General features: G+C 30.3%; 18 protein-coding genes. 7 read left to right on the plus strand and 11 right to left on the minus strand.

Features of this window, described 5'->3' with window-relative positions; all coding sequences use genetic code 11:
- Nucleotides 1–34 precede the first annotated feature (34 nt).
- The 7 genes from F7018_RS00210 to F7018_RS00240 all read left to right on the plus strand — a co-directional run bounded on the left by F7018_RS00210 (nucleotide 35) and on the right by F7018_RS00240 (nucleotide 7,794).
- Nucleotides 35–1,630: a hypothetical protein gene (locus F7018_RS00210; RefSeq protein ID WP_150897963.1), complete on the plus strand. Its 1,596-nt coding sequence runs from the start codon at nucleotides 35–37 to the stop codon at nucleotides 1,628–1,630.
- A gap of 153 nt (nucleotides 1,631–1,783) precedes the next feature.
- A complete protein-coding gene (locus F7018_RS00215; RefSeq protein ID WP_150897964.1) occupies nucleotides 1,784–2,269 on the plus strand; it encodes a GNAT family N-acetyltransferase in 486 nt (161 codons plus the stop codon).
- Entirely contained in the window at nucleotides 2,256–3,500 is a 1,245-nt protein-coding gene (locus F7018_RS00220) for an aspartate kinase (RefSeq protein ID WP_150897965.1), read from the plus strand. The genes F7018_RS00215 and F7018_RS00220 overlap by 14 nt, the downstream gene beginning before the upstream one ends.
- A 61-nt stretch (nucleotides 3,501–3,561) precedes the next feature.
- Complete coding sequence (locus tag F7018_RS00225) at nucleotides 3,562–5,370, plus strand: GNAT family N-acyltransferase (protein ID WP_150897966.1); 1,809 nt, start codon at nucleotides 3,562–3,564, stop codon at nucleotides 5,368–5,370.
- A gap of 73 nt (nucleotides 5,371–5,443) precedes the next feature.
- On the plus strand, nucleotides 5,444–6,028 hold the full coding sequence (locus F7018_RS00230) for a Crp/Fnr family transcriptional regulator (protein ID WP_150897967.1): 585 nt from the start codon (nucleotides 5,444–5,446) through the stop codon (nucleotides 6,026–6,028).
- A 74-nt stretch (nucleotides 6,029–6,102) separates the two neighbouring features.
- Nucleotides 6,103–7,395: an aminopeptidase P family protein gene (locus F7018_RS00235; RefSeq protein WP_150897968.1), complete on the plus strand. Its 1,293-nt coding sequence runs from the start codon at nucleotides 6,103–6,105 to the stop codon at nucleotides 7,393–7,395.
- A gap of 6 nt (nucleotides 7,396–7,401) precedes the next feature.
- The gene (locus F7018_RS00240) at nucleotides 7,402–7,794 is read left to right on the plus strand and encodes a hypothetical protein (protein WP_150897969.1); all 393 of its coding nucleotides are present in this window, start codon (nucleotides 7,402–7,404) and stop codon (nucleotides 7,792–7,794) included.
- A gap of 75 nt (nucleotides 7,795–7,869) precedes the next feature.
- Here F7018_RS00240 and F7018_RS00245 read toward each other — a convergent pair whose 3' ends face one another.
- From F7018_RS00245 to F7018_RS00290, 11 genes are all read right to left on the minus strand, one after another.
- On the minus strand, nucleotides 7,870–8,232 hold the full coding sequence (locus F7018_RS00245; RefSeq protein WP_150897970.1) for a cupredoxin domain-containing protein: 363 nt from the start codon (nucleotides 8,230–8,232) through the stop codon (nucleotides 7,870–7,872).
- Nucleotides 8,233–8,349: 117 nt separating this feature from the next.
- Nucleotides 8,350–8,907, minus strand: a complete 558-nt coding sequence (locus F7018_RS00250; RefSeq protein ID WP_150897971.1) for a carboxymuconolactone decarboxylase family protein — start codon at nucleotides 8,905–8,907, stop codon at nucleotides 8,350–8,352.
- Nucleotides 8,908–9,273: 366 nt separating this feature from the next.
- The gene (locus F7018_RS00255; protein ID WP_150897972.1) at nucleotides 9,274–10,119 is read right to left on the minus strand and encodes a helix-turn-helix domain-containing protein; all 846 of its coding nucleotides are present in this window, start codon (nucleotides 10,117–10,119) and stop codon (nucleotides 9,274–9,276) included.
- A gap of 132 nt (nucleotides 10,120–10,251) precedes the next feature.
- Nucleotides 10,252–10,752 carry an endonuclease V gene (locus F7018_RS00260; protein WP_150897973.1) on the minus strand — a complete coding sequence of 167 codons (501 nt, stop codon included), beginning with the start codon at nucleotides 10,750–10,752 and terminating at the stop codon, nucleotides 10,252–10,254.
- 5 nt (nucleotides 10,753–10,757) lie between these two features.
- Complete coding sequence (locus F7018_RS00265; RefSeq protein WP_150897974.1) at nucleotides 10,758–11,165, minus strand: hypothetical protein; 408 nt, start codon at nucleotides 11,163–11,165, stop codon at nucleotides 10,758–10,760.
- Between the two features lie 2 nt (nucleotides 11,166–11,167).
- On the minus strand, nucleotides 11,168–14,017 hold the full coding sequence (locus F7018_RS00270; protein ID WP_150897975.1) for a hypothetical protein: 2,850 nt from the start codon (nucleotides 14,015–14,017) through the stop codon (nucleotides 11,168–11,170).
- A gap of 13 nt (nucleotides 14,018–14,030) precedes the next feature.
- Nucleotides 14,031–14,630 (minus strand): hypothetical protein, encoded by a 600-nt coding sequence (locus F7018_RS00275; protein ID WP_150897976.1) that lies wholly within the window; start codon nucleotides 14,628–14,630, stop codon nucleotides 14,031–14,033.
- Between the two features lie 114 nt (nucleotides 14,631–14,744).
- Nucleotides 14,745–15,953 carry a hypothetical protein gene (locus F7018_RS00280; RefSeq protein ID WP_150897977.1) on the minus strand — a complete coding sequence of 403 codons (1,209 nt, stop codon included), beginning with the start codon at nucleotides 15,951–15,953 and terminating at the stop codon, nucleotides 14,745–14,747.
- A gap of 102 nt (nucleotides 15,954–16,055) precedes the next feature.
- On the minus strand, nucleotides 16,056–17,984 hold the full coding sequence (locus tag F7018_RS00285) for a hypothetical protein (RefSeq protein WP_150897978.1): 1,929 nt from the start codon (nucleotides 17,982–17,984) through the stop codon (nucleotides 16,056–16,058).
- 90 nt (nucleotides 17,985–18,074) lie between these two features.
- The gene (locus tag F7018_RS18210) at nucleotides 18,075–18,218 is read right to left on the minus strand and encodes a hypothetical protein (RefSeq protein ID WP_175578593.1); all 144 of its coding nucleotides are present in this window, start codon (nucleotides 18,216–18,218) and stop codon (nucleotides 18,075–18,077) included.
- A 6-nt stretch (nucleotides 18,219–18,224) separates the two neighbouring features.
- Nucleotides 18,225–20,156: an autotransporter outer membrane beta-barrel domain-containing protein gene (locus F7018_RS00290; RefSeq protein WP_150897979.1), complete on the minus strand. Its 1,932-nt coding sequence runs from the start codon at nucleotides 20,154–20,156 to the stop codon at nucleotides 18,225–18,227.
- Nucleotides 20,157–20,230 lie beyond the last annotated feature (74 nt).

A 20,230-nucleotide genomic window follows, 5' to 3' on the forward strand; every position in this document is an offset into this window, starting at 1 on the left:
TATATTCGCTAACTGTTAAAGAAATCTTAAAACTATGAAACGAATACTACTATCATTTATTTTTTTATTACCAACTATCCTAGCAGCACAAAGTACCAATCTTGATCGAGAAAGGTTTAGTGTTTCTTACGTAAAACTTCCTTCTGATCCTATTATAGATCATGACAAAAGAACATTTTCTATCAATCTTAATGGAATTTCTATCCAAGGATACTCAAGAGTAAACGCACCAGGTACTTTAGATATTAAGTATAATTTTGAAGGCACAACAGTAAGTGATATAAGCATTGAAAAAATTAAACACGAAAAGAAAAACAAAGACGGTAAAGTAATATCGGTATCTTATACTTACAAAGCAAAAGCTAAGTATACTTCAAGAGCAACTATTAATGTTATTAATTCTTTTAACGGTAAGAGTTATGAGCAAAACTTTCAGGAAAAATCATACTACACCAGTAATGCTTATAACAGCTATTATAAAGCAGAAAGGCATTATGCAATTAATAAATATGATATAAAAAGTAATCATAGATCTAAGCATAAAACTGGTATTAAATCTAGCATCAAATCTTATTTAAACTCAAGATATGGCTATATTCCATTTACTACTAATCGTGAGTTTTTATGGATTCTAGGTTCAGATCGTCATCCAGAACATAAAAAACATCATGAAGCATATAATAAAGTGAAAACAATTTTTGCTAAAATGAAGTATGATGAGCCTATGGATGAAATTCACAAAGAATTAGAACCTGTTATACAATATTTTAACGACGTTATTCCTCGATACCCAGGTAAAAAACGTAAAATGAGAAAAGTAAAATATGCTAGTTATTATAATCTTGCTAATATTTATTACTACTTAGATATGCCTGAAAAGGTGAAAGAAAATGCTCAGAAGTTAATAGAGAATGGTTATGATAAATCTGATGGGAAAAGATTTTTAAGATATGCAGATGCATTAATTAAAGATTTAGAAACAAATCAGATGAAGTCACGACACATGAAAGTTATTACTGAGGATCTTAGTAATATAGAAAAAGAAGCAGAAGAAGTTGCTTCACCACAACCTAAACAAAACTTAGAGTTTAATAAAGCCTATTTAATTACTAAGAAAAACGATACTGTTTTAGTTGATATAGACACTAAAAATATAGATAAGATTGCTTACGATGTAAGAACGGTACAATACGACAATAATGGTTCGCCAATAGGAACAAGAATAAAAAAAGCAAAAGTTTGTAAAGAGCTTTTATTTGTTGATGGTTTACATTACAAAAACATTAAGTTTAAAGAGTCTTCTGCTAAAAATGGTGCATTAAGCGTTAGTAAAGCTTTAGAAGGAGCTTCAGACAAATTATGTAAAGTATTATTTGAATCTGATAAAATCAATTTATATAAATTCAATAATAAAGAACTTGTATTTGTTACTCCAGGAAGCGATAAAGGAAAATCTACTTTAAGTATGGCATTTGTATTTGGATTTAAGAAAAACCTAATGAAACTTGCCAAAGACTGTCCAGAGGTGGCTAAAAAGGCAAAAGCAAAAGCCTACAAAAACACAGAGGAAAGTTTATTAAAATTCTGTAATGATCTTACAGATTGTGATACTTCAAAAAGTATAAAATAAAACACTCTCAAATAAAGAAACGCAACCGGTAAGGTTGCGTTTTTTACTTTTATATCGTTTATGAAAAATTCAACAATTTAAAATGATGTGTTTTAATTTTCTATTTGTTTTTGAGTAGTTTTTTAAGAAGTATCTTTACACAAAAATTTTACAATGAGTTTTATAATTAGGTCCGGAGAAAGTAAGGATGCTCAAGCTATATTAAATTTAATTATCGAATTAGCTGTTTTTGAAAAAGAGCCAGATGCAGTAAAAGTTACCGTTGACGATTTATTACGTGATGGTTTTTCAGACAATCCTAAGTTTAAAACTTTTGTTGCTGAAGAAGCAGATGGGAAAATTATAGGAATGGCATTATTTTATGAACGCTACTCAACTTGGAAAGGTAAAGCAATTCATTTAGAAGATTTAATGGTAACTGAATCTAAAAGAGGAATCGGGGCTGGTAAAGCTTTGTATACTTCAATTATGAAATACGCTCATGAAAATAACTTTAAAAGAGTTGCTTGGGAAGTGTTAGACTGGAATCTTGGTGCTGTTAACTTTTATAAAAGTACGGGTGCTACCGTTTATGATGAATGGAGAGTATGCCATATGAGTGAAGATAACTTAAGAGAATTTTACAATGAGAATATTTAAGTTTGGAGGAGCGTCTGTTAAAGATGCTGAAAGCGTAAAAAATGTAGCTCGTGTTTTACAACATGAAGGAACTGAAAATCTTTTAGTTGTTATCTCTGCAATGGGTAAAATGACCAATGCATTTGAAGAAATTATAAACAATTATTTTTATAAAAAAGATAACTTACAAAACTCAATAGATTTTGTAGTAAACTACCATCAAGAAATTATAAATGATTTATTTGAAGAAAATCATGAGATTACTAATAAAGTAAGTCTTTTATTTGGCGAATTAAGTGGTTTTATGGCTCAAAACACCTCAACTGATTATAATTATGTATATGATCAAATAGTAGGGTTTGGTGAACTTATATCTACAAGTATTGTAAGTGCTTATTTAACTAAAATTGGAGTAAATAACCAATGGTTGGATGTAAGAGATTATATACAAACCAATTCTAATTTTAGAGATGCGAAAATTGATTGGAAACTAACTGAAAAGAAAATCAGTGAAAATGTAAATACTTCTCAACTAAATATAACTCAAGGTTTTTTAGGTAGTAATGGAAAAAACACTACAACCTTAGGAAGAGAGGGATCTGATTACACTGCTGGCATTTTTGCTTATTGTTTAAACGCTGAAAATGTATCTATTTGGAAAGATGTTGACGGAGTTTTAAACGCAGATCCTAGAGTATTTACTGAAACGGAGTTATTACATGAAATATCATATACTGAAGCTATAGAAATGGCTTTCTATGGAGCTTCAGTAATACACCCAAAAACAATTCAGCCTTTAGAACAAAAAAACATACCATTATTTGTTCGTTCTTTTAAGGATATTACTAAAGACGGAACTTGCGTGGGAAGAGGAAAAAAAATAACACCAGAAGTACCTTGTTTTATCGTGAAGAAAAATCAAATTTTAGCTTCAATTTCTGCTAAAGACTTTTCTTTTATGGTTGAACACAACATTAGCGATGTATTTAAAAAATTACATGAGTATAAATTGAAGGTAAATTTAATTCAAAATTCAGCCATTAGTTTTTCTGTTTGTATAGAAGATAAGTACAATCGTTTCGATGCCTTTTACAATGATTTACAAACAAATTTCAATATTAAATCATACAAAAATGTAACGCTTTATACCATTCGTCATTTCAATGATACAGCTATAAAAACCATACAAAAAAGAGGTAAAGCTATTATACGTCAAATCAATACAGAAACAGCTCAATTGGTCATCGAATAAAAGCTATTAAAGCTCGCAAATTTCCGTTATATTTGCAATTACGTCGAATTGATATCTGTGTATGGGATTAGTAACACCAAAAGAAGTTGCAAAGGCAATAGGAGTCGATAAACTGGGAGCGTTTGGAACGTTTTCTGGTTGGCTTTTAATGAAAATTTTGCGCATTTCTACGGCCAATAAAATTTATAATAAACATAAGCATAAGAAGGACTTACCTTTTTTAAATGGACTTTTGAATGAGTTTCAAATTGAATTTGAAATTCCTGAAGAAGATTTAAAACGTATTCCTAAAGAAGGACCTTTTATTACCATTTCTAACCATCCATTAGGAGGTATAGATGGGATTTTATTGCTTAAATTATTGGTTGAACACAGAGCCGACTATAAAATTATAGCCAATTTTTTACTGCATAGAATTGAGCCTTTAAAGCCTTATGTAATGCCAGTAAATCCTTTTGAAAATCATAAGGATGCTAAATCGAGTGTTGCTGGTATTAAAAATGCATTATTACACTTACGTGAAGGAAAACCTTTAGGTATTTTTCCAGCAGGAGAAGTTTCTACGTACCGAGATGGTAAATTAATGGTTGATAAAGAATGGGAAGAAGGAGCTGTACGTTTAATTAAAAAAGCTAAAGTACCAGTAATTCCTATTTATTTCCACGCTAAGAATAGTCAGTTATTTTATTTCTTATCTAAAATTAGCGACACCTTACGTACTGCTAAATTACCATCGGAATTACTTTCACAAAAAAGCCGAGTAATTAAAGTTAGAATTGGAAAACCTATTTCAGTAAAAGATCAAGATACCTACACTGAGATTCCAGATTTTTACCAATTCTTACGTAAAAAAACATACATGTTGGCGAATCCTTTTGAGAAAACACCTCAAAAGATTTTATCAACACAAAACCTTAAAATACCTAAAAAAGCAAAGAAAGTTACTTCACAAAAATCTTCTGCTCTCTTCATTAAAGAAGTTGATGAGTTAAGAGACAAAGGAAGCAGACTATTGCAAAGTAAAAACTATGAAGTCTTTTTTTCTAACGCAAAAGAGATTCCGAATATTTTACATGAAATAGGACGATTACGTGAAATTACCTTTAGAGATGTTGGAGAAGGTACTAACAAAGCTATTGACTTAGATAAGTTTGATAGGTATTACCACCATTTATTCTTGTGGGATAATGTACAGAATGAATTGGTAGGTGCCTATAGAATGGGTCTTGGAAAAGATATTTTTAAGAAATATGAAATTAACGGATTTTATATCCACACCTTATTTAGAATAGAACCTGAATTATATTCAATGATGCAGAGTACTATCGAATTAGGTAGAGCTTTTATATCAAAAAAGTATCAGCAAAAACCAATGCCTTTATTCCTTTTATGGAAAGGTATTGTTCATGTTACTTTACGTTACCCTAAGTACAAATACTTAATGGGTGGAGTAAGTATTAGTAATCAGTTTTCAGAATTTTCAAAATCGTTAATGATTGAATTCATGAAATCTCATTACTACGATCCATATGTAGCTCAATACATACATCCTAAAAAAGAATTCAAGGTAAGTCTGAAAGACGCCGATAAAGACTTTGTTTTTGATGCTACTAAAGCAGACATGCAAAAGTTTGATAAAATTATTGACGAAATTGAACCTGGAGCTTTACGTATTCCTGTATTAATTAAGAAATATGTAAAACAAAATGCACGATTGGTTGCCTTTAACGTAGATCCGAAATTTAACAATGCTGTAGATGGATTAATGTATATTAAAGTAGCCGATATTCCAGACAGTACTGTTAAACCTGTTATGGAAGAGTTTCAAGCCGAATTAGAAAGGCGTGCTTCTGAGAGTTTAAATAAATAATACTATTATCTTATAAAAAGGGTGCTTGTTTAAGCATCCTTTTTTTATACTTTTAAACCAAAATTAGCTCCCTATGAGTGTTTTAAAAGAAAATCTTACACAGTACATACAAACTATCATAAACAATGAAACTTTGAATTCATTTGTACCTGAAATTGTAAAACACTTTTCTCTTAAAACCCTTGCCAAAAACGAATACTTTGTTGAAGAAGGTAAAATATGTAAACACTTTTGCTTTATAGAAAGTGGCGTTTTACAACATGCTATTCAAGTTTCTAACGAAGAAAAAACAACTTATTTAGGTTTAAAAAACACTTGTACCGCCTCTTTAAAAAGCTTCTTACAACAAACTCCTTCTCGTAAAAACATAAAAGCTTTAAGCGATTGTAATTTGTGGGTAATTTCTGTTACTGACTTTAAACTTCTTTTAAAAAATAACAAAGGCTTTCATCAGTTTTATTTCAATTTAATTGAAAATCAAATTTTTTTAATTGACGATTATCGTATTGATTTACTTACGCTAACTCCAGAAGAACGTTACCAGAAGTTATTATTAAACGAGCCCATATTATTACAAAAAGTTCCGTTACATTATTTAGCCTCTTTTTTGGGAATTTCAACAAGGCATATGAGTAGAATTCGTAAAAATGTAAAATAACGCCAAATGGCTAATATTTGCACATTTTGTTTGCTTATTTTTGGAACAAGTTTATAATTTAATTTGAATTTATTATGAAATACCATCCAATAAATAGAGATTTATTTATTAAAAATCGTAAAAACTTTATGGCACAAATGAAGCCTAATAGTTTAGCTGTTTTTAATTCGAACGATATATATCCAGTAAGTGCTGATAGTACTTTACCTTTTGAACAACATAGAGATATTTTCTTTTTAAGTGGTGTAGACCAAGAAGAAAGTATTTTAGTAGTATTCCCAGATTGCCCAAAAGAAAACTTACGTGAAGTTTTATTTTTACGTGAAACCAATGAGCACATTGCTGTTTGGGAAGGTGAAAAATTAACTAAAGAAAAAGCTTTAGCTACAAGTGGTATTAAATCTGTTTTTTGGTTACAAGACTTAGAAAAAGTATTAGCTGAAATGATGGCCTTAGCAAATACTGTTTATATTAACACAAATGAGCACTATCGTGCTTCTGTAGAAACAGAAACTCGTGAAGCTCGTTTTAACAAATGGTTATTAGCCAAATACCCTGCACATTCAGTAGCTAAAAGTAATCCTATTTTACAGCGTTTACGTTCAATAAAAGATCAAATTGAGTTAGACTTATTACAAACTGCTTGTGATATTACCGAAAAAGGTTTTAGACGTGTTTTAGATTTTATAAAACCTGGTGTTTGGGAATATGAAATTGAAGCTGAATTTATCCACGAATTCATTAGAAATCGTTCTAAAAAATTCGCTTATACACCAATTATTGCTTCAGGAAACAATGCAAACGTATTACACTACATTGAAAACAATCAACAATGTAAAGCTGGTGATTTAGTTTTAATGGATGTTGGTGCTGAATACGCTAATTATTCTTCTGATATGACAAGAACTGTACCTGTTTCTGGTCGTTTTACTGATAGACAAAAAGCTGTATATAATGCTGTAAATCGTGTAAAAAACGATGCTACAAAATTATTAGTTCCTGGAACCATTTGGGCTGATTATCATGTAGAAGTTGGTAAACTAATGACTTCTGAATTATTAGGTTTAGGTTTATTAGATAAAGCTGATGTACAAAACGAAGATCCAAACTGGCCAGCATATAAAAAATACTTTATGCACGGAACTTCTCACCACATGGGATTAGATACTCATGATTATGGTTTATTACATGAGCCAATGCAAGCTAATATGGTATTTACTGTTGAACCTGGTATTTATATTCCAGAGGAAGGCTTTGGTGTTCGTTTAGAAGATGATGTAGTTATCCAAGAAACTGGAGAACCATTCAACTTAATGCGTAATATTCCAATTGAAGCTGATGAGATTGAAGATATTATGAATAAATAATTAAAAATGAAAAAACTAATATTATTACTGTTTTTCATTACTTCTATTGCTTATTCCCAAAGTAATATTAAAGACTTAAATTGTTCTCTTTTTAAAGTTGGTAATTTTAAAATAGTAGATGATTTAAGTGGTATTACTAATATCAAAAGAACGTCAAAATATCAAATTGAAGAAAATAAAAAACATAATTACAAGATAAAATTAGTAGTAACCTGGATTAACGATTGTACTTATCAACTTAAGCCTGTTGAGGACTTATTAAATCCACAGAATAAAAATCTTCCTGAAATGATTTTAACTTGTAAAATTATTAAGAAAACCAAAAATGGTTATCTTCAAGTTTCGACATCAAATGTTAGTGACTTGACATTAAAAAAAGAAGTAATTCAAGTTGATTAAATTGAATTCTCTTTTCACATAAAAATCAGAAAACCCCGTAATATTTACGGGGTTTTCTTTTCTATATAAAAAAGCTTACTCTACTTTTAAGCTGTATTGTGGTGTTGGATTTAATGGGCAAAAATATACATACTCTCCCTTTTTTAAAGTTACTTTCTTAGAAGTAGACTTTCCATTATTCTTTACTAAAGAAGTTACATAGGCATTTTTGATATGATCTTTTGCTTCTACTTTTCCTTTTGGAGCTAATACAAAACCTACATCATGTCCTACTCCTTTATTAGAGATTTCAAAAATATAAGTTCCTTCTTTTAAGGTTAATGCTTTTTGAGTAAACTCTCCTTTAGTTTGCTCTAAAGCTACTGTTTTAACATCTTGTGCATTTGCTTGAAAAGCGATTCCTAATGTTAATACTAAAATTGCGATAATACGTTTCATTTGATTTGTTTTTATAATTATGGATGATTTATTTAAGGGTTGAGCAGCCTTGTAGCCTATAACTCCGTTATTATAGTTATGCCTCACATATTACTACAAGAACTAACTCAAATTTTATTATGCGTTTACGTTAAATTTTCCTGATTCTACTTTTGGAAAATCGATTTCAGTTTCAGCAATGTGGTTAACATAGTTTGTTAATGTATTCGATACTACGTTTAATACTATTTCTAATACATCTCCGTCGTTATAACCTGCTGCTTTTACTGCTGCTATCTCTTCAGAACTTACTTTACCTCTATTTTTAGTTACACTTTGTGCAAAGTTTAACCCTGCTTGTACTTTTGCATCAGCTGCTATTCCTTGTCTGTTTTGAGCAGTTTCTTCTTCAGTTAAACCATTCATTTTACCAATAGCAGTGTGTGCTGATAAACAATAGTTACACTCGTTTTCTTCTGCGATTGCTAAAGCTAATTGCTCTCTAAACTTATTAGAAAAGTTTCCACTTGCAGTTAACTCCCCTAAGCTTAAATAACTTTGTAATGTTGCTGGTGAATTACCAAACACTTTTATTAAATTAGGGATAAATCCTAATTTGTTTTGTACTGCATCAAATAATTCTTTTGATTTTCCTGTTGTAGTTTCTGGGTTTAATGTTTCAATTCTTGTACTCATTTCTTTATTTTTTTTAGGTTCTTATTTTTGTTTGTCACACAATTCTCCTTCAGAAAATTGATTTTCGTATTCTTGGTATCCCCAACAATTAGGGCACTGATATTCTTTTGTCTTCATCTTTTTTGTTTTTAATTAACCGTGAAAACCATCGGTTAAAATTCTAGTACAAAGATGCGACGAGAATGTTCTTCTAAAAATGGACAAAGGTTCCTATGATTAGGACTTTTTTTAAAATATTAACCTATGTTAATTGGCTGATTGAAAAAGAATGTTATATTTGTCTCATTATTACATAACATATCCCCTTATGTTATACCCCCTTTAATAATACCCCTTACTCGTAGCCCTTGTGTGTTGCGAGTTTTTTTATGCCTTTTGTTCTTTTTGAAATTGTTTTGGCGATTGCCCTGTTGCTTTTGTAAAAAAGCGAGAAAAGTATGCAGGATCATTAAATCCTAAATCGAAAGCAATATTTTTTATAGCTTCTGTTGAATATAAAAGTTGTCGTTTTGCTTCAGTTATCACTCTATCTTTAATAAAATCACTTGGTGTTTTTGCTCCTATTTTTTGAAAATGCTTTGCCAATGATTTTGGAGAAATACCTAAACGATTTGCATAATCGGTTACGCTATGTAGTTTTTTAAAGTTTTGCTCTACCAACAAACTAAAATCTTTAAAAAGCTTTGTTTCGGAGTCTTCTTTTATAATATGATGCTCTTTTTTGATTCTTACCGAATGAATTATAAACTGTTTTAAATATGCTTGTAACATATCGTATTGAGCCGTATCTGTATTCTTTAACTCATCTTTTAAGCTTTCAATAATGAAGTTTAATTTTTCTATGTCTTTTTTACACGGTTTTACAAATGGTGTTTCATAGATATTATTAAATAAAATTCCATTACACGCTATTTCTGAATCATGTGTTTGAATACAATAGAAGTCTCTAACAAAACTTAACATATGTGCTTTATTGATATTTTCTGATTCAACTGAAAATATTTGTCCTGGTGATAAAAAACACAATACATTTCCTTCAAAAGAATAGGTTTCAAAATCTATACTATATTTTCCACTACCTTCTTTTATCCAAAAGATTTTATATTCATCTATTCGTTGTGGTTTGTTTATAACACAAGTTCGTTCAAACTGAATTGTTTGTAAACTAAAGATATCTTTGTACGAGTGTGAGGTTACTTCTTGTATAGCCATAGTTTTGCATAGTTTTATTCTTGGTCGAAAAAATTAAAAATACTGACATAAAAAAACCGCTAAAATTAGCGGTTTTGGAAGTCAATTATTATTTCTTCACTAAATATCAATAACGATTTCTACTCAAGTTTTTCATATACCCCTTGTTTCGCTATCTACTTGTTTTAGTATTGTTGGCATTCTGTATTCTCCATGCATTTCTTTAATATTTGCTATAGCTTCGTCTAAATCAAAATCTATAACACTAACATAAAGTGGATTTGTACTCTCTCCTCTATAAACTTCTCTACTTACTTTTTCTGTATTATTAAAACTTCTTTTAGCAATTCCTATAATAGGTACTTTTTTACCTAAACTCTCCCATAAATACCCTCCTAGACCATTTTTTTTATCATTATTAACAAAACAATGACCATCTACTATTATAGCCGTTAATTTATTAAGTTTAACCTTTTTTAATAATTCTAAAATACATGGTAATTCTCGTTTGTAAAACATACCCGATTCATATGGGAGTACATTAGGATATGTACATGTTATTATTTTTTGTGGTTCTTTATCTTCCCAAGAAAACAAAGCACCAACAACTTTAGCACTTTGTTCATTGTAATATACATCTATAGCTAACAACATCCTTGCTAATTTAACTCAAGTGGCTTTGCATTTTTTGGGTCTTCTCCTATAATTTCGCATAATTCTTCTAATAAATCTTCAGCAAAAAAATTGTCTCCTAAAGAATTTCCTTCTTCATCATACTCTACAAAATATACATTAGTAGCACCAATATCTAAACTTTCATTTTTTATCATTCCATTATTGTAATAATCAATACTCCATCCAATACCTTCTCCTTTTACATATTGTTGCTCCCATGTAACTTCTCTTTTTCCTGAAGCATAATCTGTTCCCACTGCAAACCCCGTAAAAGGCTCTCCTTTATAATCCATATATAAACCTCCTGTATATATATTTACCTTTTTTGTTTCTGTTAAATCTTCATAATCTATCCTAATTTGCTCAGGCATTCTCTTATATGTATTTTTCATTTTTAATTTATTCTTTTTGTTATTTTTTCTAAAAATAATACATTTCTTAAAATCAATTGACAATCTAAACAACGTATCATATAACTCTGATCTTTTAAATTCTTATTATACCCAATAAATCCATTTAACACCTCTTCCGTTAATTTTATTCCTTTGTTTTCTAGTAGCCAAAGTAAATCATTCAAAGCCAATACTTCTGCATGTGTTCCTGGAATCCCTCCTGTTCTATGCATTTTATATAAATCAGTATGTTTTATTCCTTTTTTCAATTCCTTTAAATGCGTTTTTATTAATGATTCAATATATGGATGCATCTTATATTGTAAATACCCTTCTTTTTTGAAAAGACTATATAACTCATGAATTCCTTCTATATCGAATTTATGACGATTATAATTACTAGTTTTTAAAAATTTATTCATTTTAGTTTTAGGGTAATTTGTTCTAGTAACTATAATTTCCCCTAGTTTTTTATCTCTATGAATCATTCCTGCTACTAAAACATTATCCTCTAACCATTTTTTATCAACATACTTATTTCCTTTATTATTTATTTTAATAATCTTTTCTTTACTTAAACCACTAGTGTAATTAGGGTTTAAAATGTTTTTTACTTCTGTATCAACTTTATGTAATAGTAATCTGGATTGCCTTCGTATAACAAAAGGAATCTCTATTAAATTTGGAGTTATTGCATTATAATAATCAAATCCTTTTTTATAACTAGGTTGTGGAGAGTTGTCTAGAGTTTTAATCGCATTTGCTAACTCAGATCTTACTCCTGATGTATTATATATATTTTCTAAAACATCATCAACCTTGTCAATTTCTCCTTTTTTAACTAAATCATTTACGCTTTTTTCAAAGTTTTTATTTTCAACTATTTTTTTTGCAGATGTTCTAATTTTCTTAAAAAGGAAATCACTTACATCAATACTTAAACTTGCCATTTCTAACCAAAAAAGATATTTAGTAACCGTTCGTCCTAAGTCAGAGTCAGCATTATTCGTTAGTTTTAACAAAGCATTTACTGAGGCTTCACTAACTTCTATCCCTCCTAAAACTGTTTTTGCCGTAGCAATTACCTTTGCTGCTTTGCGTGTTTTAAAGAATATAGTTTTTCCTCCTTTTAAAATTTTAAACAAACGCCCTGCTCTTAATAAGTTTCCTACTCCAGAAAGAGTTGTAATAATATCTATTGCATATTCACCCGCTGTAATAATATTTTTCCAAAATGCGGTTTCATTATTTGCGTATAACATAAAAGCTGGAAGTACAGTAAATAATTGATTTGTATTTTCCTTATCTTTTAATATAAATCTCGGGTTATCGCTATCAATTAATACTATTGGAGCAAAGGGGTGGTATTGGTAGTTGTGTTTTTCTTGTTTTTCTACCAATTTTTTTTCATTCCCATCGGCTGTTCTTGTGGTTACTTCTTCAAATTCACCTGTTTTTATGTTAACAGAAATATCAATTAAAGCTTGACTTCCATCCCAATCTATACTTGAATTATCAGTGTGAAATCCTAAAATTTTGTTAGATTTATATGCTAAAAGTACAGGGGATTTATCGGTAATTACTACTTGTTTATTCGTTTTGGGATTAATATTCGCATACGAGCTACTTTTCCAGATACTCCAAATAAAATATACATAGGTTTGAAAATGTTCTCCATTTAAACCATCAATTAGCTTGTATAAAAGTATTTTTTTATCTGCTTTTCTAATTAATAAGTTTTTAATAAAAAGATCATTTATTTCTTTACTTCCAATGCCTTTCTCTTCTAGTACTTTTGAACCGTCTATGGTTTTTGTTTTTTGCCTGTGCGTGTATCTAAAATAAAGTATTCGTAATGTTTTTATAATTAAATCTTCCTCATTAATGCTTAAATAGTTTCGTATATAGCCTTTGGCTAATCCTTCCAGCAAATTCCAAAGAGAGTCAATATTAAATGCATAGTATAAGGGTTGAGCTAAATGATATACAATAGCTGCTTTATTATCTAACTTACTATTATTATAGGCAGGAGCTATTTTTTCAATTAATTTAATTAAAAATAAATTACGCCATTTAGATTGGTAATCTGTATATTCTTTGTAATAATTAAAGATTGTTTCGTTTAAAAACTGCAATACTGTAGTAATGTTTTTACAATAAATACGCAGTCCTATAAATAGGTAATCTTCTTCCGTTGGAACTATACCTCTTATTTCATTGCTATCTTTTTTATAATAATACGATAAGCAATAGCTAAAGCCACTTCCAAATGATTTTGAAATAACAGGAAATCTATGAATCAAGTTACTTTTAGTGTTCGCAACTACTTTAATCGTATCTGCTATTGAAGTTCCGTATACACTTTTATACTTATAAGGAACAATAGGGTAGCTTTTAAAATAGGAAAAAGCACTTTTCTGATAAGCAACATAGTTACTCAAACTATTTAAGGTTGCTATTTGAATAGAAGCAACTAAAGTATCTTCTTTATTTACATAAAATTCATAACCATCACTATATAACTCATCTAGAATGGTTATTTCTGTAATGTAATTTTCTATCTCTTGTTCAGCATATAGATCTAGGTTTTTATCATAAGTAATCGGCCTATAAAAAACACCTGTGGAATACACTCGTTTTACAAAAGCTCTATTATCCTTATCTAAATATAGTGTTTGTGGAACATCTACTCTTTTGTATTGCAATCCAAAATCTTGAAAACTTATTGCTTCTTCTTTAAAAGTAGGTTCTTGTGTTATTTTTTTAATCAGTACTTCTTGGTTGGTTTTACTATTTGAATCACCAACTTTTAAATAACTAATTAAATCTTCTATTGTTGTTAACGTTGTCATTTCTTTTTCTTTTTTAATCAAACAATCGATAACCAACTCCTATATTATGTGTTGGCTGACTTATCTGGTTTAGATTTAACCGATAACTCGCAAACCATTTTCCTTTTCGGTTGTATTGCAGTCCAAAGCTTAGGTTATTGAATGTATGGGTATTGCCTCCTATTTCTGAAAACAAGTACAATCCGCTTCTATAAACCTTTGGGTGTTCTATGGTTTTTGTTATGGTTATTTCTCTTGGTACTTTTAACTTATATGAGATATTACTGTCTAACAATTTTCCTTTTACAAGGTCGTAGCTATAAATTTCTACATCGGTATTATTTAAGGTATCTCTATATGTTTTAGCTGCTACATAATTGGTAGTATCTTTTATAAAAATGGTGTCTTTTACTATTTTTGTAACATTGTTTTTGTGTACATACACCCTTTTATATTTTACTGTTTGTACTTTAAAAGTATCTATCTTCGTTTTCCAAACTGTATCTCTTACTATTGTTGTTTTAGGGTTTTCTATTGCTACTTTTTCATTTCCTTTTTTAAAAAGATTTATTAATAACAACAGAACTATTATTGCCAATAGAAATCTATCGACCTTTGTATTTAAAAAGTTCATGTTTGTTTTTTAAAAGGTTAGAAATACAAGTGAATATTTTTCTATTCACTTGTATTGTTTAAAAGGAAAGAATCGCTAAAAACGAATGCTAGCGGTTAAACTTTGTATTTTAGATTATGGTGTATAGACGTTTGTTTTAAATCTTCCACTAATTATAATATCAACCCCACTTGTATCATCATTAAAAGATACATTTTGTAAAGGAAAGCCAAAGACATCACTAAAAGTTATTGTTCCATTAATAGCCCCATAACTTCCTCTTATTATAGAAGGCGTTGTAGTAGAGTATGGGTTATTAGAATTCTGAGAATTTGCTGCGTTTGAAAAAGCTAATCTTGTAATATTGACACTTGAAAGCCTTTGGTCTCCATACTCGGCATTAAAAGGGATTCCTCCTATTGTAAGTGCCCCTAAAACTCCGTCCGTTGGATTAGATACATTCCTAAAGCTTATCCAAAAATCAACCATATTACCAATTCTAACAAAATTTCCTCTAGGACTTACTGTACTATATTTTTTAGAATTATCATCTAGACTATTCCCTGTAACTAATACTGGAGTAAAAGTACCCTCCTCATAAAAATTAGCTTTCATTAATCCAGCATTAGTAGCATCTGCTACTGGTATAACTACATCTGTACCTGAACTTGAAGCTAAAGTTCTTGTAGAAGCATTGTAAGATAAATTTGTACTACCTCCGCCACTTGAACCTGTAGCGTTAATAATTGGTCTTTGTGGATCTGTTTTGTCAATCGTAATATTTGTTCCTGCCTGTATTTGAGACACATCATCTAACGTAGCAATTGTACCTGCTTTATTTGGCAACTTTAAGACTTTACTAGATGATGTTGTTTCTTGTTTTAATTCTTCTGTCGGAAACGCTAAATTTAAACTAGAACTTCCATCTGTTTTTTGATGTGTACTAGTAAAACTACCATTATTAACATCAAAATTTAGCTTTGATTGCTCATCTAACATTGCAACCCTCTGTTGCAATAAAAATGTAGATTGCCTTGAATTAAGCATTCCTACTTCATTATGACTCAAATCTAATTTTCCAGTAGCATCAAAACTATTTTCAACTGTTAATTTATTAGTTGTTTTACTTCCATTATCGGAAACCTGTTGTAAATTATATTCTTGTGCTTTTTTCTCAGGAGCAACACTTACTTCTCCTGTTTCATCAATTACGAATCTACGATTTGCTTCTCCTTCAGGCTGTTTACTATCTATATAACTATCAATTAATTCCGCATACTGTTGTTGCGTAGGTTTATCTCCTGTTTCGAAATACTTTTTTAATGTTTCTTTGTTTTGTTTCATGTTTGTTCTTTTTTATCTGTTTTTATTTAATTTTGATAAAAAAGAGGCGCTAAAAACGAATATTGCTAGCGACTAAACTTTTTAAATGACTATGGTTTATTTTTATACAACCTGAGTTGTTACTACATTTCCTGAATTATCAATACTTATTCTAAAATCTTTAGAGCCATCTGGAGTTTTTAAAATTACCCCATAACCCGAACCTGTACTTTTATAATCTTTAGCAGTTGTTACTTCTTCTGTAGCTGCATTTCCTAAAACTACTTGGTTCGATTTTGTTGGTTGGGAATTATAACCTATAACTGTAGTGTTATTATATATAAACTGCGGTATAAAAGTATGTAAACCAGTCCCTGCTGTGTCTATATTTTGAGCCACTGATTCTAAAGTGTTTGCATCAATAATCTTAAATGATCCAATCATTCCATTTGGTAGTCCTGTTGGTGCTGTCCCAGTTGTTCTAAACTTTAAGTTTACAATAGAATCTGCTGTTCCAAACCCATGATTTATAACCGTAACTCTATTATTTTCAAAATCCACTTCTGCTGCTGTAAAAGATTTTGATTTAGTTGTGTCTTCAATAAAACTATTCCAAGATCTAACCCCTAAAGCTATATTTTTTTCACCTGAATTATATCGTAAAGATTGGTAACCTAATGCCATAACATCATTACCTGTATTATTAACAATAGATTCATCTCCTATACCAATAGTATAGTTACCTAAATTTTGTCTGGCACTTGTATAGCCTATAGCAACAACAGAAGAACCTTTATTTTCCGATAAAGTACTATTTCCTAATCCAACAATTCTATTACCTATATTTTTAATTCCAGAAAAATACCCTACTACAACACTATCGTACCCTGTATTATATCGCAAAGCATGATTACCAATTGCTATTGGTGTGTGTCCCGTAGAAGCATTTGATGATAATGCGTTATTACCAATTGCTATACAGTTATTACCTTTATTTTGATACCCTGCTCTAAAACCTAAAAAGGTCGCAAGACTACCTGTATTTGATTCTCCAGACTGATACCCCACTCCTGTACTACCATCATGTGTGTTTAATGCAAGAGCACTGTGTCCTACAGCAGTTGAAAAAGCTCCTTTATTTGAACTAGCTGCATTATAACCAATACCTGTTGTATATCTTCCCCTATTACTAGCCCCAGATGATACACCTACAAATACAGAACTGTCTCCTGTATTATCTGCACCTGAAGAATATCCAACACCAACAGAAGTTCCACCTGTATTCATTCTCAAAGCAAAATCGCCAATTGCTGTAGCATAGTTCCCTGTATTATTTTGAGCTGCATAATTACCATTGGCTACAACGTTTGCCCCTGTGTTATTCTGTGCAGCAGAAATACCCGTACCAACAACATTTATCCCTGTGTTATTTAATAACGCTTTTTTTCCTAATCCGATACTTTCTCCATCAATATAATCTGTCTCATTGTGTACGTGTGTTTGCTGCTTTAGAAAACTATCATTACCTATATATAACAAATCTTTATGCTTTGCTTTATTTAATACAGTTCTTTCCTTGCCCAATTTCAAATAATGATTCCCTAAATCAACATCTTGGGTAGCTCCTGTGTAAGGAACTAAATTACTCACATCAACTGCTCCACCTCCTTTTAAATTACTCAAATCAACGGTAAAAATTGAATTGTCATCTCTTGTAAATGTAGCAATACCATTATTATCAACTGTCCCTGATACTAATCTTGCTAAATTTGTATCATCTATATATGGGGTTAAGTCTATTTCCTTTACTGTAATCCCATCTTTTAATAAAGACAGTTTATTATTTACAATATCAGATAAAGTATATTCTGGAGTTCTTTCTTCTTCCGCAACATTTACTTCTCCTGTTTCATCTATCACAAATCTACGATTCGCCTTTCCCTCTGGTGGTTTACTATCTACATAGCTATCAATTAACTCTGCATACTGTTGCTGAGTAGGTTTATCGCCTGTTTCGAAATACTTTTTTAATGTTTCTTTGTTTTGTTTCATGTTTATTCTTTTTTATCTGGTTTTAATTTTTCTGATAAAAAAGAGGCGCTAAAAACGAATAATGTTAGCGACTAAACTTTTTACTTGTATTTATTCTTCTTCCAATACAGGCATTAAAACATTTATTGAGTTAAACACATTATGTGCTTCTAACAAACTAAAAACACCTTTGCTTTGTGCATATTCTGTACATTGAATTAAATACGTAATTGCTTCTGTTTGTTCTTTTTTCATTGTTTTTTATATTAATGTTATTGCTAAACTCCCAGCATTATCTATACTTAACCTATATTGTTTTGTATTATCTGGTGTTGTTAACACAAGTCCTTTTCCTGCACTTGCAGTTACATAGTCTCCCTTTGTAAAAACTTCTTGTACGTTTGAATTCCCTAAAACTACTTGGTTTGATTTTGTAACTACTGAATTATAACCTATAGCTGTAGAATTAGTAACCTCAAATTGAGGTGTAAACCTATGAACTGTTGTTCCATTATTATTAGGCAATGTAGATATATTAAAAGGCGCTGCTATTTCTATAGTATTTGAGTCTACTATTAAAAAAATAAAGATACTATTATTATGCAGACCTCCTATATAATGTCCATCACTAGCATTGTATCTAAGGTTTACATAAGAACCATTAGTTCCAAAACCATGATTATTAATAGTTATTCTGTTAGTAGCTATATCTACAACAGATAGATCAGTAAAAGATTTAGAATTAATAGAATCATCATTAAAGCCAGATTGAGATAAATAACCTAAAAAAGTATTAAAATCCTTATCTGCATATTTTCCTGAAGAAAAACCTATAGATGTAGAACCTTTACCTGTATTATAACTACCACTATCATTACCTAATGCCGTTAACCAGTTTTCTTTGTTATATCTACCTGAATAATTTCCAATCATAACAGAATTATTACCTAGATTTCTCTCTCCAGCTACTTGTCCCATGGCATTACAATAATCCCCTTCATTTTTAGAGAGCGTATTATTACCTATGGCAGAAGTATATAAACCGCTATTATTAATCATAGCATAATATCCTAAAGCAGAAGCAGAAACACCTGTGTTATTTTTACCACTCCAATACCCTATAAGAGTAGAATTACTTCCTGTATTATCCCCTCCTGAATTATGTCCAAAAAATGACGATGCACTACCTGCGTTATTTTTACCACTCCAATGCCCTACAGAGGTAACATGCATTGAATTATTATTAAAACCAGAATCTTCTCCTATAAATATTGCCTCGTTTCCTGTATTTATAGCTCCAGCTCTATAACCTAACCCAATTACATCATAACCTGTATTTTGACCTAATGCACTTGTACCGACTGCTGTAGAATTTTGTCCTCCTCCTACATTCATAGCCCCATTACCTATAGCAACAGTATTATTGGCCGTAACATTTTGCATAGCAAAGGAACCTATAGCAATAGAACCTTGCCCTCCTCCGTTCATCATAGAAGAAGGACCTATAGCAATGTTTCTCATATTAGATCCTAAAGATGCATTTTTCAAAGCATTATGCCCTATAGCAATTCCATTAGAACCTACATAATTCAGTGCTGCGCTTTCTCCTAAACCTATAGTTGAATTATCAAACGTTATTGATTTAATAATTCTAATAAAATCTCTCCCTTTTATATTTAAAGGAGTATAATGTTGCTTAGATCCCACAGTGGTTTCCTTATCAGATCTTATATTAACACTCCCAAGATCAACATCTTGGGTAGCTCCTGTATAAGGAACCAAACTACTCACATCAGTTGCTCCACTTCCTTTTAGATTACTCAAATCAACGGTAAAAGTTGAATTGTCATCTCTTGTAAATGTAGCAACACCATTATTGTCAACTGTTCCTGATACTAATCTTGCTAAATTTGTATCATCTATATATGGAGTTAAGTCAACTTCCTTTACTGTAATTCCATCTTTTAATAAAGACAGTTTATTATTCACAATATCAGATAAATTATATTCTGGAGTTCTTTCTTCTTCTGCAACATTTACTTCTCCTGGTTCATCTATCACAAATCTACGATTCGCCTTTCCCTCTGGTTGTTTACTATCTACATAGCTATCAATTAACTCTGCATACTGTTGCTGAGTAGGTTTATCTCCTGTTTCGAAATACTTTTTTAATATTTCTTTGTTTTGTTTCATATTTATTCTTTTTTATCTGTTTCTATTTAATTTTGATAAAAAAGAGGCGCTAAAAACGAATAATGTTAGCGACT

This window comes from Tenacibaculum aiptasiae (assembly GCF_008806755.1).
GTDB lineage: Bacteria > Bacteroidota > Bacteroidia > Flavobacteriales > Flavobacteriaceae > Polaribacter > Polaribacter aiptasiae.